The organism is Streptomyces sp. NPDC003011, from assembly GCF_053591515.1.
Genome location: NZ_JBSFTY010000008.1, coordinates 132,379 through 147,368, shown reverse-complemented (window position 1 = coordinate 147,368; position 14,990 = coordinate 132,379). Strand labels below are relative to the sequence as shown.

Here is a 14,990-nt window from a genome sequence, read left to right as displayed (position 1 = left end):
AACGCCCACAAGTCCGGCACCATCAAGGGCCTCACCGCCGACGTCGGCGCCTCCCTCACCTCCGGCGCCCCCATCTGCGAAATCAAGGACTGAGCGCGGGATGCCATGAGAAGCCCGTACTTTGCATTTCATTGCAGTCACCTGTAGAAGAGGCCGTTGACGCGTCATGGCGCGTCGCGGATGATGAAAAAGCCACCGGCGATCGAGCTCCGGACCACCGGAAACGGAAAATGACCGGTGGATTGGATCGGTGCCATCCACGCACGGGTCCGGCGGACCGCAAGCGGCCGAGCAGCATCGCCGCACCGCAGGGAATTCCTTCCGCACACAGGTCCGTGGCCGGCGCCCGGAAACCGAGGACATTCCAAGGAAAAGGACTCATGGCCAAGGAAATGCACATGGACGCCGAAGTGATAGTCGTGGGTGCGGGACCGGCCGGCATGATGCTGGCGGGCGAACTGCGCCTGGCCGGTGTCGACGTGACGGTCCTGGAACGTCTCGACCGGCGCACCGGCGAGTCCCGGGGCCTGGGCTTCACCGCGCGCACCATGGAGGTCTTCGACCAGCGCGGGCTGCTGCCCCGGTTCGGGGAGATCGAGATCAGCAACCAGGGCCACTTCGGCGGCCTGCCGGTCGACTTCGGCGTGCTCGACGGCGCCCACCAGGCCGCCAAGACCGTCCCCCAGTCGCAGACCGAGACGGTCCTGGAGGAGTGGGTCACCGCACTCGGGGGTGACATCCGGCGCGGCCACGAGGTCACCACCGTCAAGGACGAGGGCGACTCGGTCACGGTCGAGGCGCGCGGTCCGCAGGGCCTCGAACGGTTCACGGCCCGGTACCTGGTGGGATGCGACGGCGGGCGCAGCACGGTGCGCAAGGCGGTCGGCTTCGACTTCCCCGGCACCGCGGCGACGATGGAGATGTTCCTGGCCGACGTCCGGGGCCTCGACCTCGCACCCCGGATGATCGGCGAGACCCTGCCCGGAGGCATGGTCATGGTCGGCCACCTGCCGGGCGGCATCACCCGGCTGATCGTCTGCGAGCGCGGCACGCCTCCCCGGCGCCGCACCGCACCGCCCGAGTACGACGAGGTGGCCGCCGCCTGGCAGCGCCTGACCGGCGACGACATCTCGCACGGCGAGCCGGTGTGGGTCAGCTCCTTCGGCGACGCCACCCGCCAGGTCACCGAGTACGTGCGGGGCCGGGTGGTGCTCGCCGGGGACGCCGCCCACATCCACCTGCCGGCCGGCGGGCAGGGCATGAACACCAGCATCCAGGACGCGGTCAACCTCGGCTGGAAGCTCGCCGCCGTGGTGCGGGGCCGCGCCCCGGAGAGCCTGCTGGAGACCTACCACAGCGAGCGTCACCAGGTCGGCAGGCGGCTGCTGATGAACACCCAGGCCCAGGGGCTGCTCTTCCTCAGCGGTCCCGAGATGCAGCCGCTGCGCGACGTGATGACGGAGCTCATCCAGTACCCCGAGGTGAGCCGTCATCTGGCCGGCATGGTCAGCGGTCTGGAGATCCGCTACGACGTCGGCGGCGGCCCCAGCCCGCTGCTCGGCCGCCGTATGCCGCACGTCGACCTGATCCGCTCCGACGGCACCGGCACCAGCAGCACGCAGGCCCTGCACACGGCGCGCGGGGTGCTGCTGGACCTGGAGGACAACGCGGTGCTGCGCCGCCGGACGGCCGGCTGGCGGGACCGGGTCGACGTCGTCACGGCGGCACCGCACGGCGACCGGGCGGCCGAGCGGCTGGCCGGCAGCTCCGCCGTCCTGGTCCGCCCCGACGGCTATGTGGCCTGGGCCGCGCCCGGCAGCCACGGCGACCTGCCCATGGCCCTGGAGCGCTGGTTCGGTCCCGCCCTGTGACACCCGCCGGCCGCGAGGTTCCAGGACCCCGCGACCCCCTGAACCCCCAGAACGCCCAGAACCCCACGACCCCACGACCCGCCCCGGGTCATGAGGAGACAAGGACATGCACAGCACCCTGATCGTGGCCCGGATGGATCCCGGGTCGAGCGACGACGTCGCCCGCCTCTTCCGCGCGTTCGACGAGACGGAGATGCCGCACCTGATGGGCACCCGCCGCCGTCAGCTGTTCTCGTACCGAGGGCTCTACTTCCACCTCCAGGACTTCGACTCCGACGACGGCGGCCGGCGCATCGAGGACGCGAAGGCGGACCCGCGCTTCGTCCGGATCAGCGAGGACCTCAAGCCGTACATCGAGGCCTACGACCCGGCGACCTGGCGCTCCCCGTCCGACGCGATGGCCACCCGCTTCTACACCTGGGAGGCATCGGCGTGACGGCGCGTCGGGTGGTCATCACCGGCATCGGTGTCGTCGCGCCCGGCGGCATCGGTGTGAAGAACTTCTGGAACCTGCTCAGCGAGGGACGCACCGCGACTCGCGGCATCACCTTCTTCGACCCCTCCCAGTTCCGCTCCCGGGTGGCGGCCGAGATCGACTTCGACCCGGAGGAACACGGCCTCGGCCCGCAGGAGACACGGCGGATGGACCGCGCGGCCCAGCTCGCCGTCGTCGCGGCGCGGGAGGCGGTCGGTGACAGCGGGCTGGAGTTCGACGAGCTCGACCCGCACCGGATCGGGGTCACCGTCGGCAGCGCGGTGGGCGCCACCATGGGGCTCGACCGGGAGTACCGCGTGGTCAGCGACGCGGGACGGCTCGAACTCGTCGACCACGCGTACGCCGTACCCCATCTGTACAACTACTTCGTGCCCAGCTCGTTCGCGGCGGAAGTGGCCTGGAGCGTGGGCGCCGAAGGGCCGAACGCGGTGGTCTCCACCGGCTGCACCTCCGGCCTGGACGCGGTGTGCCACGCGGTGGAGCTGCTGCGGGAGGGCTCCGCCGACATCATGGTCGCCGGCGCCACGGACGCCCCGATCTCCCCGATCACGCTGGCCTGCTTCGACGCGATCAAGGCGACGACACCGCGCAACGACGATCCCGAACACGCCTCGCGTCCCTTCGACGGAACCCGCAACGGCTTCGTCCTGGGCGAGGGTTCGGCGGTGTTCGTCCTGGAGGAGCTGGAGAGCGCCAGGCGGCGCGGCGCCCACGTCTACGCCGAGATCGCCGGCTACGCCTCGCGCTGCAACGCCTTCCACATGACCGGACTGCGGCCCGACGGGGCGGAGATGGCCGAGGCGATCCGGGTCGCTCTGGACGAGGCCCGCGCCAACCCGGAGGACATCGACTACATCAACGCGCACGGCTCGGGCACCAAGCAGAACGACCGCCACGAGACGGCCGCCTTCAAACGCAGCCTGGGCGATCACGCCTACGCGGCACCCGTGAGCTCCACCAAGTCGATGATCGGCCACTCGCTGGGTGCCATCGGCTCGATCGAGATCGCGGCCTCGGCCCTGGCCATGGAGCACCACGTGGTGCCGCCCACGGCCAATCTGCACACCCCCGACCCCGAGTGCGATCTGGACTACGTGCCGCTGACCGCCCGCGAGCAGCGCACCGACGCGGTGCTGACGGTCGGCAGCGGATTCGGCGGGTTCCAGACCGCGATGGTCCTCACCCGTCCGGAGAGGAGGGCGGCATGACCACGACCGCGGTCATCACCGGCCTGGGCATCGCCGCCCCCAACGGGCTGGGCGTCAAGGAGTTCTGGACCGCCACGCTCCAGGGCGAGAGCGGCATCGGCCGCGTCGAGCGGTTCGATCCGTCGGGCTATCCGGCGCGGCTCGCCGGCCAGATCCGGGGCTTCGCCGCCGAGGACCACCTGCCCAGCCGGCTGCTGCCGCAGACCGACCGGATGACGCGGCTGGCGCTCGTGGCGGCGGACTGGGCCCTGGACGACGCCGGGGTGCGGCCCGACGAACTGCCCCCGTACGACATGGGGGTGGTCACGGCCAGCTCCTGCGGCGGCTTCGAGTTCGGCCAGAACGAACTGCGGAACCTGTGGAGCAAGGGCAGTCAGTACGTCAGCGCCTACCAGTCGTTCGCCTGGTTCTACGCCGTCAACAGCGGCCAGATCTCCATCCGCAACGGGATGAAGGGCCCCAGCGGCGTGGTGGTCAGTGATCAGGCCGGCGGTCTGGACGCCGTCGCCCAGGCCCGCCGGCAGATCCGGCGGGGCACCCCGCTGATCGTCTCCGGCGGCATGGACGCCTCGATCTGCCCGTGGGGCTGGGTGGCACAGCTGGCCGGCGGCCGGCTGAGCACCGGCGAGGACCCCGACCGCGCGTACCTGCCGTTCGACGCGGCGGCGGGCGGTCATGTCCCGGGCGAGGGCGGCGCCCTCCTCGTCGTGGAGGACGCGGCGGCGGCCCGACGGCGCGGGGCACGGTCCTACGGCGAGATCGCCGGATACGGCGCCACCTTCGACCCTCCGCCGGGCAGCGGGCGCGAGCGCGGCCTGCGCCGGGCGATCGAGCGCGCGCTGGCCGACGCCGGGGCCGACGCCCGTGACATCGACGTGGTGTTCGCGGACGCGGCGGCCCTGCCGGAGGAGGACCGTGCCGAGGCCGAGGCGATCACGGCCGTGTTCGGGGAACGGGGCGTGCCCGTCACCGCGCCCAAGACGATGACCGGGCGGCTGTACTCCGGGGCGGCGCCCCTGGACCTGGCCACGGCCGTCCTGTCGATCGCCGACGGGCAGATCCCGCCGACGGTCAACGTCCAGCCGGTCGACGACTACGGCCTGGACCTGGTCACCGGCGCCCCCCGCCCGGCCGAACCGCGCACCGCGCTGGTGCTGGCCCGCGGCCACGGCGGCTTCAACTCGGCCATGGTCGTACGGTCCGCCGCCTGACCGGACCGGTCGTACGGTGCGCCGCCTGGCCGGGACCGGTCGATCTCCGTCGGAGGCGTCCCCGCAGAAGCGGCCCGCTTCAGCCTCCCCCTCGGGCCCGCCTCCGCCGGTCCCACCCTCCGACCCACCCCTTCGCAATCACCCCCTCAGTAAGCAGCCGACAGCAACGGAAAGGGAGTAGGAAACCGTGCAGTTCACCCTCGACGACCTCAAGCGCATCCTCCTGGAGAGCGCCGGCGCCGACGAGAGCGTCGACCTCGACGGCGACATCCTGGACCGGCGCTGGGACGAACTGGGCTACGAGTCGCTGGCCCTGCTGGAGACCGGCAGCCGTATCGAGCGGGAGTACGGCGTCACGTTCGACGAGTCGGCGGTCACCGACGCCGAGACTCCGCGCGCGCTGCTGGAGACCGTCAACGCGCAGCTCGGCGCCTCCGCCGCCGCCTGACACCCCCGGTTCCGCCCGGTACCGGCGGACCGGCGCCCGCACCGCCGGTACCGGGCGGTCCCCCTCCGCCACGCACACACCCCGGAGATTGAAAAGCCATGACCGAGCACACCGAGCACACTCAGCGCGTCGCCGTCGTCACCGGAGCGACCAGCGGCATCGGCCTGGCCGTCGCCCAGGCTCTGGGCGGCCTGGGCCACCGCGTGTATCTCGGCGCCCGCACCGCGGAGAACGTCGTCACCACCGTCAAGCAACTGCGCGAGCAGGGAGTCACCGCCGACGGCAGTCCGGTGGACGTGCGGTCCGTCGCCGACGTCCAGCGGTTCGTCCGGGCCGCCGTCGACACCTTCGGCACCGTCGACATCCTGGTCAACAACGCGGGCCGGTCCGGAGGCGGTGTCACCGCCGACCTCGCCGACGAGCTGTGGGACGACGTCATCGACACCAACCTCAACAGCGTCTTCCGCATGACCCGTGAGGTCCTCAACACCGGCGGCATGCGCGAGAAGACGTGGGGCCGCATCATCAACATCGCCTCCACCGCCGGCAAGCAGGGCGTGATCCTGGGCGCTCCCTACTCCGCCTCCAAGCACGGCGTGGTCGGCTTCACCAAGGCCCTGGGCAACGAGCTCGCGCCCACCGGCATCACCGTCAACGCCGTCTGCCCCGGGTACGTCGAGACGCCGATGGCGCAGCGCGTCCGGCAGGGCTACGCCGCCGCGTACGACACCACCGAGGACGCCATCCTCGAGAAGTTCCAGGCCAAGATCCCGCTCGGCCGCTACTCCACCCCGAAGGAGGTCGCCGGTCTCGTCACCTACCTCGCGTCCGACACCGCCGCCTCCGTCACCTCGCAGGCCCTGAACGTCTGCGGCGGCCTGGGCAACTTCTGAACTCCCCGGAGGAAACACGTCATGACGACCCGTCAGGTCGAGCACGAGATCACCGCCGAGGCCCCGGCCGCCACCGTCTACCGGCTGATCGCCGAGGTGGAGAACTGGCCCCGGATCTTCCCGCCCACCATCTACGTCGACCATGTCGAGCGCGGTGAGGGCGAGGAGCGGATCCGGATCTGGGCGACCGCGAACGGCGAGGCGAAGAGCTGGACGTCGCGCCGCACCCTCGACCCGGAGAACCTGCGGATCACCTTCCGCCAGGAGGTGTCCGCTCCGCCGGTCGCCGCCATGGGCGGCACCTGGATCATCGAGCCGCTGTCGGAGTCGCGGTCCAGGATCCGGCTGCTGCACGACTACCGGGCGGTCGACGACGACCCGCGGAGCCTGGAGTGGATCGACGAGGCCGTCGACCGCAATTCGCGCTCCGAACTGGCCGCCCTCAAGACCAACGTCGAACTGGCGCACGGCGCCGAGGACATCACGTTCTCCTTCGAGGACACCGTCCAGATCGACGGCTCCGCCAAGGACGTCTACGACTTCGTCAACGAGGCCGGCCTGTGGGCCGAGCGCCTGCCGCACGTGGCCCGGGTCCGGCTCACCGAGGACACGCCGGGGCTGCAGTGTCTGGAGATGGACACCCGCGCCAAGGACGGCTCGACGCACACCACGAAGTCGTACCGGGTGACCTTCCCGCACCACCGGATCGCCTACAAGCAGGTCACCCTGCCCGCGCTGATGACGCTGCACACCGGGGTCTGGACGTTCACGGAGAACGAACGGGGCGTCGCCGCCACCTCGCAGCACACCGTGGTGCTCAACACCGCCAACATCACCAAGGTGCTGGGCTCCGGGGCCGGCGTCGCCGAGGCCCGGGAGTACGTGCACGGCGCGCTGAGCGCGAACAGCCGCGCCACCCTGAACCACGCCAAGGACTACGCCGAGGACAGGCGCTGACCATGGCCGGGGACACGCTGGACACCGACGTCATCGTCGTCGGCGCGGGCCCCGTCGGGCTGCTGCTCGCCGGGGAACTGCGCACCGGCGGCGCGCGGGTGACCGTCCTGGAACGGCTGGCGGAGCCCACGACCGAGTCCCGGGCCTCGACCCTGCACGCCCGCACCATGGAACTGCTGGACGCGCGGGGCCTGTTGGACCAGTTCGGCACGCTGCCGAGCGACGTCCGGGGCCACTTCGGCGGGATTCCGCTGGACCTGACCCTGCCCGGACCGTATCCCGGCCAGTGGAAGGTGCCCCAGACCCGCACCGAGGCGGTCCTCGCGCACTGGGCCCGCTCCCTCGGCGCCCGCCTCGAACGCGGCCACCTGGTGACCGGCCTGACGCAGCGTCAGGACGCGGTGGAGGTCGAGTCGACGGGGCCCGGCGGGACGGTCCGGTGGCGCGCGCGGTACGTGGTGGGCTGCGACGGCGAGGACAGCACGGTCCGCCGTCTGGCCGGGATCGCCTTCCCCGGGCACGACGCCGGCCGGGAGCTGTTCCGCGCCGACGTGGCCGGTGTCTCGGTCCCCGACCGGCGCTTCGAGCGGCTGGAGCGCGGCCTCGCGATCGCCGCCCGCCGGGGCGACGGCGTGACCCGGGTGATGGTCCACGCCTACGGGCGCGCGCCTCGGCCCCGGTCCGGTGCGCCGGAGTTCGCCGAGGTGTGCGAGGTGTGGCGGCACGTCACCGGGGAGGACCTCACCGGTGGCACCCCGTTGTGGCTGAACGCGTTCGGGGACGCCTCCCGGCTGGCCGCCCGCTACCGCGCGGGCCGCGTCCTGCTCGCCGGCGACGCCGCCCATCAGCAGCTGCCGGTGGGCGGCCAGGCACTCAACCTGGGGTTGCAGGACGCCGTGAACCTGGGCTGGAAACTGGCCGCCGTGGTCCGGGGCCGGGCACCGGAGAGCCTGCTCGACACCTATCACCGGGAGCGGCACGCCGTAGGGACCCGCGTCCTGGCCGGCATCGAGGCCCAGGCCGCCCTGCTGCTGGGCGGCCCCGAGGTGGAGGCCATGCGGTCCGTCCTCGCCGAACTGCGCGGCCACGAGCGGGTACGACGGCACCTGGCCGCGACCATCTCCGGCCTGGACGTCCGCTACGACCTCGACGCGGACGGCGGGTCGCGGATCGGTGCCCGCCTGGAACCGGCCGAACTGGCCACCGACCGCGGCGCCACCACGACCACCGCGCTGCTGCGCTCCGGCCGCGGACTGCTGCTGGACCTCTCCGGCGACCGCGCCCGCCACGCGCGGCTGCGCCGGGACTGCGGCCCCTGGCTGGACCGGGTGGACATGGTGGCGGCCGAGCCCGCCTCGGCCGGTCCCCTGGACAGGGACGCGGTCCTGGTCCGCCCGGACGGCCACGTCGTCTGGACGGCGTCCGCCTCCGGGCCGGACGGACCGGCCGCCGCCCTGCGGATGTGGTTCGGCCCGCCGGCGTCCGCACCCGGACCGGCCCCTGCGCGCGGCCTGGCGCACCCGTACCCGCGCCCCGCACCGCGCGGCGAAGAACGGCACGACGAGACACAGCACCACCGAGGAGAAGGAGGAGACACGCAGATGGGCAGGCTCACCGGCAGGACGGCACTGGTCACCGGGGCGAGCCGGGGCATCGGCCGGGCGATCGCCGTACGGCTGGCCGCCGAGGGCGCCCTGGTCGCGGTGCACTACGCGGCCAACCGGGACGCGGCCAAGGAGGTCGTCGCGGCCGTCGAGAAGGACGGCGGCCGGGCGTTCGCCGTACAGGCGGAACTCGGCGTGCCCGGCGACGTCCACGAACTGTTCCTGGGGCTGGAGGAAGGGCTGAAGGAACGCACCGGGTCGACCGATCTGAGCATCCTGGTCAACAACGCGGGCCGGATGGGCGGCGTACCGGTCGAGAAGATGACGCCTCAGGAGTTCGACCGGCTGTTCGCGGTCAACGCCAGGGCGCCGTTCTTCGTCATCCAGCGCGCCCTGGCGAACCTCACCCCGGGCGGCCGGATCATCAACATCTCCTCCGGGCTGACCCGGTTCGCCAACCCGGACGAGATCGCCTACGCGATGACGAAGGGAGCGGTGGAACAGCTCGCCCTGCACTTCGCGAAGGTGCTGGCGCCGCGCGGGATCACCATCAACAGCGTCGCGCCCGGCATCACGCGCAACGGCAACCCGCTGTTCGACGTGCCCGAGGCGGTGGAGCAGATGGCGCGGCTGTCCGCGTTCAACCGGGTCGGCGAGCCGGAGGACGTCGCCGACGTGGTGGCCTTCCTCGCCTCGCCGGACAGCCGCTGGGTGACCGGTGCGTTCCTCGACGCCACCGGCGGCACCCTGCTCGGCTGACGCGTACCCGGCAGGCCCGTCCGGCCCGCCCTCCCGCGCGGCCGGCCGGGCCCGCCCTGTCCCTCGTCCCTCACCAGCACTTCGGAGCGGCTCCGTGAAACCTTCGACGCGCGGACGGGCCGGCTCCCCGGATCCGGCGTCCGGGCCCTGGAACGCCGGACAGTGGGGCCTGCTGCTGGTCCTGGCCGGGAACATGCTGATCGACTCCCTGGAGGTGTCGACGGCGGTGGTCGCGCTGCCGTCGGTCGGCCGGGACCTCGACCTGCCGCTGACCGCCCTTCAGGGTGTGGTCACCGGCTTCGCCCTGGGCTTCGGCGCGCTGATGCTCTTCGGCGCCCGTGTCGTGGGCCTGCTCGGCAGGCGGCGGGTGTACCTGGCCGCGCTGCTGGGCTTCGCCGCGGCGTCCGTGGCCGGCGGACTGGCCGACGGGCCCGGGCTCCTCATCGCCAGCCGGGTGGTGAAGGGATTCTGCGCCGCGCTCACCGCGCCCACCGGCCTGGCCATCATCGCCACCGCCTTCCCGGAGGGCCGTGCGCGGTCGCGGGCCGTCTCGGTGTACGCGTTCGTCGGCGCCTGCGGGTTCACCGGCGGACTCGTCCTGTCCGGGCTGCTGACCGAGGCCGGCTGGCGTTGGACCTTCCTGTTCCCGGCGCCGGTGGTGCTGGTCCTGTTCGCTCTCAGCCTCCGCCTGATCCCGGCGGACGGGCCCGGCGGCCCGGCCCGGCCCTGCGACCTCGCCGGGGCGGTGACGCTGACCGGTTTCCTGGCGTGCCTGGTGACCGGCATCGTCCAGGTGCCGGGGCGCGGCTGGGGCAGCCCGGTCGTGCTCGGCGCGTTCACCGCCGCCGCCGCGCTGCTGGGTGCCTTCGTCCGCGTGGAACGTACGGCCGCCGACCCGCTGTTCCGCCCGGGTCTGCTGGCCCACCAGGGGTTCGCCCGTGCGACGGCCGGCGCTGTCGCGCTCAACGGCTCGTATCTCGGGCTGCTGCTGGTGGTCACGCTGCAGTTGCAGACGACCGAGGGCTGGTCACCGGCGCGGACCGCGCTGGCACTGCTGCCCGCGAGTCTGCCGCTGGCGGTGGCCGCGCCCTTCTCCGGACGGCTGATCGAACGGTTCGGCACCCGCCGGCTGATCGCGCTCGGGGCACCGGCCCCGCTGCTCGGCTACGTCCTCTACCTGCGGGCGCTCACCCCGCAACCCGCGTACGCCACCGCCATCCTGCCCACCCTGCTGCTGGTCGGCATCGGGTTCGCGCTGGGCTTCACTGCTCTGAACGTGCAGGCCACGGCCGGCCTGCCGGCCGCGGACCGGCAGGCGGCCGCCGGTCACTACCAGACGGCGGTGCAGACGGCCGCCGTGCTGGCGCCCGCGCTGGTCACCGCGCTGCTGATCGCGTCCGGTGCCCCGGGCGGCTCTGGGGCCGCGGCGGCGGTCCCGGACTACCGGCCCGCGGTGTGGCTGGTCGTCGCGCTCGGGGCGCTGGGGCCGGCGGCGGCGCTGGCCCGCCCGGCGCGCCGCTCCCCCGCCGGCCAAGCCGCCGAGCGGCGGATCACCGCCCGGCCGTGACCCGTACCGCCCTGTCCGCCTGTCCCCGCCTCCCGAGCCGCCCGCCGCGCCTTTCGGCGGGCGGCGGACGAGAACCACAGGAGCAGAATCACCATGACCACAGTGACCTCCCCCGTGACATCCCCGACCGCCGATGCCCCGGCGCGCCCGCCGCACGACGGTCTGACCGAACTCGCGCACATCAAGGAAGCGGCGCGCCAAGGGCCCGACCCGGCCGCCACCGAGCGACAGCACGCCAAGGGCAAGCTGACCGCGCGTGAGCGGATCGACCTGCTGCTGGACGCGGGCTCCTTCCACGAGGTGGAGCCGCTGCGGCGGCACCGGGCCACCGGATTCGGGCTGGAGCACCGGCGGCCGTACACCGACGGCGTGGTCACCGGCTGGGGCACGGTGCACGGGCGGACGGTGTTCGTGTACGCGCACGACTTCCGGATCTTCGGCGGAGCCCTGGGTGAGGCGCACGCCGCCAAGATCCACAAGATCATGGACATGGCGATGTCGGCGGGTGCCCCGCTGGTGTCGCTCAACGACGGGGCGGGCGCGCGCATCCAGGAGGGCGTCTCGGCGCTCGCCGGATACGGCGGCATCTTCGAGCGCAACACCCGCGCCTCGGGCGTCATCCCGCAGATCAGCGTCATGCTCGGCCCGTGCGCGGGCGGGGCGGCCTACTCCCCCGCGCTGACCGACTTCGTCTTCATGGTCCGCGCCACTTCGCAGATGTTCATCACCGGTCCGGACGTGGTGCAGGCGGTCACCGGCGAGCACATCACCCACGACGGACTCGGCGGGGCCGACGTGCACGGCGAGACCTCGGGCGTGGCGCACTTCGTGTACGACGACGAACGCGGATGCCTGGAGGACGTGCGCTACCTGCTGTCGCTCCTGCCCGCCAACAACCGCGAGCTGCCGCCGCGCACACCGAACGACGACCCCAAGGACCGCACGACGGAAGCGCTGTTGGAGATTGTGCCCGCCGACCCCGGCCGGAGCTACGACGTGCGCGCCGTCATCGAGGAGATCGCCGACCACGGCGAGTACTTCGAGGTCCATCCCGGCTGGGCGCGCAACGTCGTGTGCGCGTTCACCCGGCTCGGCGGCGAGACGGTGGGCGTCGTGGCCAACCAGCCGGCCGCCCTCGCGGGCGTCCTGGACATCCACGCCAGCGAGAAGGCGGCACGGTTCGTCCAGTTCTGCGACGCCTTCAACATCCCGCTGGTCACGCTGGTGGACGTGCCCGGCTTCCTGCCCGGCGTGGACCAGGAGCACGGCGGCATCATCCGGCACGGCGCCAAGCTCCTGTACGCCTACTGCAACGCCACCGTGCCCCGGATCTCGGTCGTGCTGCGCAAGGCGTACGGCGGGGCCTACATCGTGATGGACTCGCGTTCGACAGGCGCCGACCTCGCGCTGGCCTGGCCCGGCAACGAGATCGCGGTGATGGGCGCGGAGGGCGCCGCAGGCGTGATCTTCCGCCGGGAGATCCAGGCCGCCGACGATCCCGAGGCCGTCCGCCGGCAGAAGATCAAGGAGTACAAGGCGCAGCTCATGCACCCGTACTACGCCGCCGAACGCGGCCTGGTGGACGACGTGATCGACCCCCGCCATACCCGGGAGACGCTCGTCGACGCCCTGGCGATGCTGCGCGAGAAGCACGCCGAACTGCCCTCCCGCAAGCACGGCAACCCACCGCAGTGACCTGGAGGAACGACAGCGCATGCACAGCGAGCAGACCGTGGACGTAAGGCCCCTCGTCCGCGTCACCAAGGGCAACGCCGGCCCCGAGGAAGTCGCCGCCCTCACCGCGGCCCTCCTCCTGTACACCCGCGGACCGGCCGACGCGGCCGAGCGCGCCCCGGCAAGCGGGCATCGCCCGGCCGGCTGGCGCCGGCTGGAGCGGGCGCTGACCCACCGCGGCGCGCGCAGCTGGCGCAACGAACTGCGCCGCGCCCGGCCGCTGTCCCGGGCCGGCAGCTGAGGCGCGCCCGTCGCCGCGCCACCCGTTCCGACCGCCGAGAACCGAGGAGAGAACACGATGACTGCACAGCCCACCGTGCTGGTGACCGCGGCTACCGGCACCGTCGGTCCGCTCGCCGCCGCTCATCTGCTGCGGGCGGGTGCCCGCGTGCGCGCCCTCGTCCTGGAGGACGACCCGCACGTCGCACGGCTGCCCGTCGGCGTCGAACCGTACGTCGGCGACCTGGCCGAGCCCGAGAGCCTGGACGCCGCCCTGGAGGGCGTGGACGGCGTGTTCTGGATGTGGCCCTTCTTCACCCTCGGCGTGCGGACGGCTCCCGAGGTGCTGCGCCGGATCGAGGAGCGGGCGCGGCGCGTCGTGCTCGTGTCCTCGGTGGGCGTGCACGTCGGAGTGGAGCCGGTCGACAACAACTGCCACGCCTATCTGGAGCAGTTGATCGAGCGGACGGGGCTGGAGTGGACGTTCCTGCGCACCACCGGCTTCATGGCGAACGCGCTCGGCCTGGCTCCGCAGATCCGGGCCGGGGACGTGGTGCGCTTCCCCTACGGCGCCGCGGCCCGCAGGCCGGTGCACGAGGGCGACCTCGCCGAGGTCGGCGCCCGGGCGCTGCTGGAGGACGGGCACGCCGGACGGAAGTACCTCGTCTCCGGTCCGGAGGTGGTCACGCAGCAGCGGCAGGCGGAGATCATCGGGGACGTTCTCGGGCGCACCCTGCGCTGGGAGGACGTCCACGCGGAGGAGGCGCGCAAGCAGATGGTGGCGGCCGGCTGGCCCCCCTCGTACGCGGACGGCGCCCTGGACTACTTCGCCTCGCTCACCCGGCAGCCCGAGGCCGGCTCCTCGGTCGTCGGCCAGGTGACCGGGCGGCCCGCGCGCACGTTCCGGCAGTGGGCCGAGGAGCACGCCGACGCGTTCCGCTGACGGCCCAAGCCCGCGCGGCCTCTCGACGCCCGACCGAGAACCGGGGCTGGGGGAACCCTGGACGGCCCACGGCCGCGCGGCATTTCGACGACCCGACCGAGAACCAGAGCTGGAGGTGTCATGCCCCCGACCCAGTCCTCACCGCCCGCCCGGCCGTCGTCCGGGCACTGCGCCGTCCCCGGACCCGGCCTGCCGCCGCACGGCACCGGCGGCGACGGACACATGGCGGCCTTCGACGTGCTGCGGGTGGACGGCCCCGCGACGGCCGACGCCCTGGCCGGTCTCATCGCCCGGGAAGTGGACGCCTGGGTCAGCCGGGCACCGGGCTTCGTGCTGTCGCGGGTGCACATCGCCCTGGACGGCCGGGCCGTGGTGCACCACACCCGGTGGAGCGACGAGGCCCGTTACCGGACCTCGTATCCCGGTCATCCGGACGCCGGCGCGCTGCGCGGCCTGCAGCGGCGGCCGGGGGTGGTCTCCGCCACGATGTTCCGGGGCACCCCGGCACGCGGGATCACCGGGCCGGCGGCCGGGCGGGCGCCCGGCATCGTGGCCGTGGCCACCCGGCACTTCGCCGGGCCCCGGCAGGCCGGCGCGGTCGTGGATCTGCTGCACCGCACGGGCGAGTGGAAGCGCGAGTTCCACGGGTTCATCTCCGCGACGCCCTACCTCGATCCCGAGGGGCGGACCTTCGTCAACTACCCGATGTGGACGGACCGTTCCGCCTACGACGCGTGGATGGCCGATCCGCGTATCGCCGAGGGGCAGAGCGAGATCGCCCGCCTGGAGACCGCCCCGCCCGAGTACCTGGTGTGCACCGTGGCCTCGGAGGCCACCGCGGTCTCGTCCGAGACCGCGGTCTGAGACAGTCCTGGAGTTCCCGTGTCAGACCAGCTGTTGTGTGCGGGTGTGCGTCCACCCGCTCCCGCCGCCCCTCGCGGACGGCTCCCCGGGCCGTGGCCGGACCGGCCGGCCGCCGCCCCGGCCCGCCCGCAGCCGCCCACGGCACCCCTGCTGGCGGGGGCCGACGACACCGATCCCGACGAGTCGCACATCGTCCGCGGCATCGACTGACGCCGC

At 73.0% G+C, this 14,990-nt stretch carries 14 protein-coding genes; all 14 read left to right on the top strand.

Annotated features, from left to right (window positions below; translation table 11 throughout):
• Positions 1 to 398: 398 nt before the first annotated feature.
• The 14 genes from ACWD0J_RS06680 (at position 399) to ACWD0J_RS06615 (ending at position 14,984) form a co-directional block, all read left to right on the top strand.
• On the top strand, positions 399 to 1,871 hold the full coding sequence (locus ACWD0J_RS06680; protein WP_451494664.1) for an FAD-dependent monooxygenase: 1,473 nt from the start codon (positions 399 to 401) through the stop codon (positions 1,869 to 1,871).
• A 106-nt stretch (positions 1,872 to 1,977) separates the two neighbouring features.
• On the top strand, positions 1,978 to 2,307 hold the full coding sequence (locus ACWD0J_RS06675; RefSeq protein WP_451494656.1) for a TcmI family type II polyketide cyclase: 330 nt from the start codon (positions 1,978 to 1,980) through the stop codon (positions 2,305 to 2,307).
• Complete coding sequence (locus ACWD0J_RS06670; RefSeq protein WP_451494655.1) at positions 2,304 to 3,575, top strand: beta-ketoacyl-[acyl-carrier-protein] synthase family protein; 1,272 nt, start codon at positions 2,304 to 2,306, stop codon at positions 3,573 to 3,575. The genes ACWD0J_RS06675 and ACWD0J_RS06670 overlap by 4 nt, the downstream gene beginning before the upstream one ends.
• Entirely contained in the window at positions 3,572 to 4,786 is a 1,215-nt protein-coding gene (locus tag ACWD0J_RS06665) for a ketosynthase chain-length factor (RefSeq protein WP_451494654.1), read from the top strand. Before ACWD0J_RS06670 ends, ACWD0J_RS06665 begins: the two co-directional genes overlap by 4 nt.
• A gap of 187 nt (positions 4,787 to 4,973) precedes the next feature.
• Positions 4,974 to 5,234: an acyl carrier protein gene (locus ACWD0J_RS06660; protein WP_451494653.1), complete on the top strand. Its 261-nt coding sequence runs from the start codon at positions 4,974 to 4,976 to the stop codon at positions 5,232 to 5,234.
• A 98-nt stretch (positions 5,235 to 5,332) separates the two neighbouring features.
• Positions 5,333 to 6,127: a 3-oxoacyl-ACP reductase FabG gene (fabG, locus tag ACWD0J_RS06655; RefSeq protein ID WP_451494652.1), complete on the top strand. Its 795-nt coding sequence runs from the start codon at positions 5,333 to 5,335 to the stop codon at positions 6,125 to 6,127.
• Between the two features lie 21 nt (positions 6,128 to 6,148).
• A complete protein-coding gene (locus ACWD0J_RS06650; protein ID WP_451494651.1) occupies positions 6,149 to 7,084 on the top strand; it encodes an aromatase/cyclase in 936 nt (311 codons plus the stop codon).
• 2 nt (positions 7,085 to 7,086) lie between these two features.
• Positions 7,087 to 9,447, top strand: coding sequence for an SDR family oxidoreductase (locus ACWD0J_RS06645; RefSeq protein WP_451494650.1), 2,361 nt, complete (start codon positions 7,087 to 7,089; stop codon positions 9,445 to 9,447).
• A 94-nt stretch (positions 9,448 to 9,541) separates the two neighbouring features.
• Positions 9,542 to 11,014 carry an MFS transporter gene (locus tag ACWD0J_RS06640; RefSeq protein ID WP_451494649.1) on the top strand — a complete coding sequence of 491 codons (1,473 nt, stop codon included), beginning with the start codon at positions 9,542 to 9,544 and terminating at the stop codon, positions 11,012 to 11,014.
• Positions 11,015 to 11,107: 93 nt separating this feature from the next.
• Positions 11,108 to 12,709: an acyl-CoA carboxylase subunit beta gene (locus ACWD0J_RS06635; RefSeq protein WP_451494648.1), complete on the top strand. Its 1,602-nt coding sequence runs from the start codon at positions 11,108 to 11,110 to the stop codon at positions 12,707 to 12,709.
• Between the two features lie 19 nt (positions 12,710 to 12,728).
• Positions 12,729 to 12,989 (top strand): acyl-CoA carboxylase epsilon subunit, encoded by a 261-nt coding sequence (locus ACWD0J_RS06630; protein ID WP_451494647.1) that lies wholly within the window; start codon positions 12,729 to 12,731, stop codon positions 12,987 to 12,989.
• Between the two features lie 57 nt (positions 12,990 to 13,046).
• Positions 13,047 to 13,910: an NAD(P)H-binding protein gene (locus tag ACWD0J_RS06625; protein ID WP_451494646.1), complete on the top strand. Its 864-nt coding sequence runs from the start codon at positions 13,047 to 13,049 to the stop codon at positions 13,908 to 13,910.
• Between the two features lie 120 nt (positions 13,911 to 14,030).
• Complete coding sequence (locus ACWD0J_RS06620) at positions 14,031 to 14,774, top strand: putative quinol monooxygenase (protein ID WP_451494645.1); 744 nt, start codon at positions 14,031 to 14,033, stop codon at positions 14,772 to 14,774.
• Between the two features lie 18 nt (positions 14,775 to 14,792).
• On the top strand, positions 14,793 to 14,984 hold the full coding sequence (locus ACWD0J_RS06615) for a hypothetical protein (RefSeq protein ID WP_451494644.1): 192 nt from the start codon (positions 14,793 to 14,795) through the stop codon (positions 14,982 to 14,984).
• Positions 14,985 to 14,990: the final 6 nt, after the last annotated feature.

Bases quoted from the DNA above. Each gene is read 5' to 3' on its own strand.
- ACWD0J_RS06625 (WP_451494646.1), top strand. From the start codon at position 13,047: ATGACTGCACAGCCCACCGTGCTGGTGACCGCGGCTACCGGCACCGTC.
- ACWD0J_RS06650 (WP_451494651.1), top strand. From the start codon at position 6,149: ATGACGACCCGTCAGGTCGAGCACGAGATCACCGCCGAGGCCCCGGCC.
- ACWD0J_RS06635 (WP_451494648.1), top strand. From the start codon at position 11,108: ATGACCACAGTGACCTCCCCCGTGACATCCCCGACCGCCGATGCCCCG.
- ACWD0J_RS06680 (WP_451494664.1), top strand. From the start codon at position 399: ATGGACGCCGAAGTGATAGTCGTGGGTGCGGGACCGGCCGGCATGATG.
- ACWD0J_RS06620 (WP_451494645.1), top strand. From the start codon at position 14,031: ATGCCCCCGACCCAGTCCTCACCGCCCGCCCGGCCGTCGTCCGGGCAC.
- ACWD0J_RS06665 (WP_451494654.1), top strand. From the start codon at position 3,572: ATGACCACGACCGCGGTCATCACCGGCCTGGGCATCGCCGCCCCCAAC.
- ACWD0J_RS06675 (WP_451494656.1), top strand. From the start codon at position 1,978: ATGCACAGCACCCTGATCGTGGCCCGGATGGATCCCGGGTCGAGCGAC.
- ACWD0J_RS06630 (WP_451494647.1), top strand. From the start codon at position 12,729: ATGCACAGCGAGCAGACCGTGGACGTAAGGCCCCTCGTCCGCGTCACC.
- fabG (WP_451494652.1), top strand. From the start codon at position 5,333: ATGACCGAGCACACCGAGCACACTCAGCGCGTCGCCGTCGTCACCGGA.
- ACWD0J_RS06645 (WP_451494650.1), top strand. From the start codon at position 7,087: ATGGCCGGGGACACGCTGGACACCGACGTCATCGTCGTCGGCGCGGGC.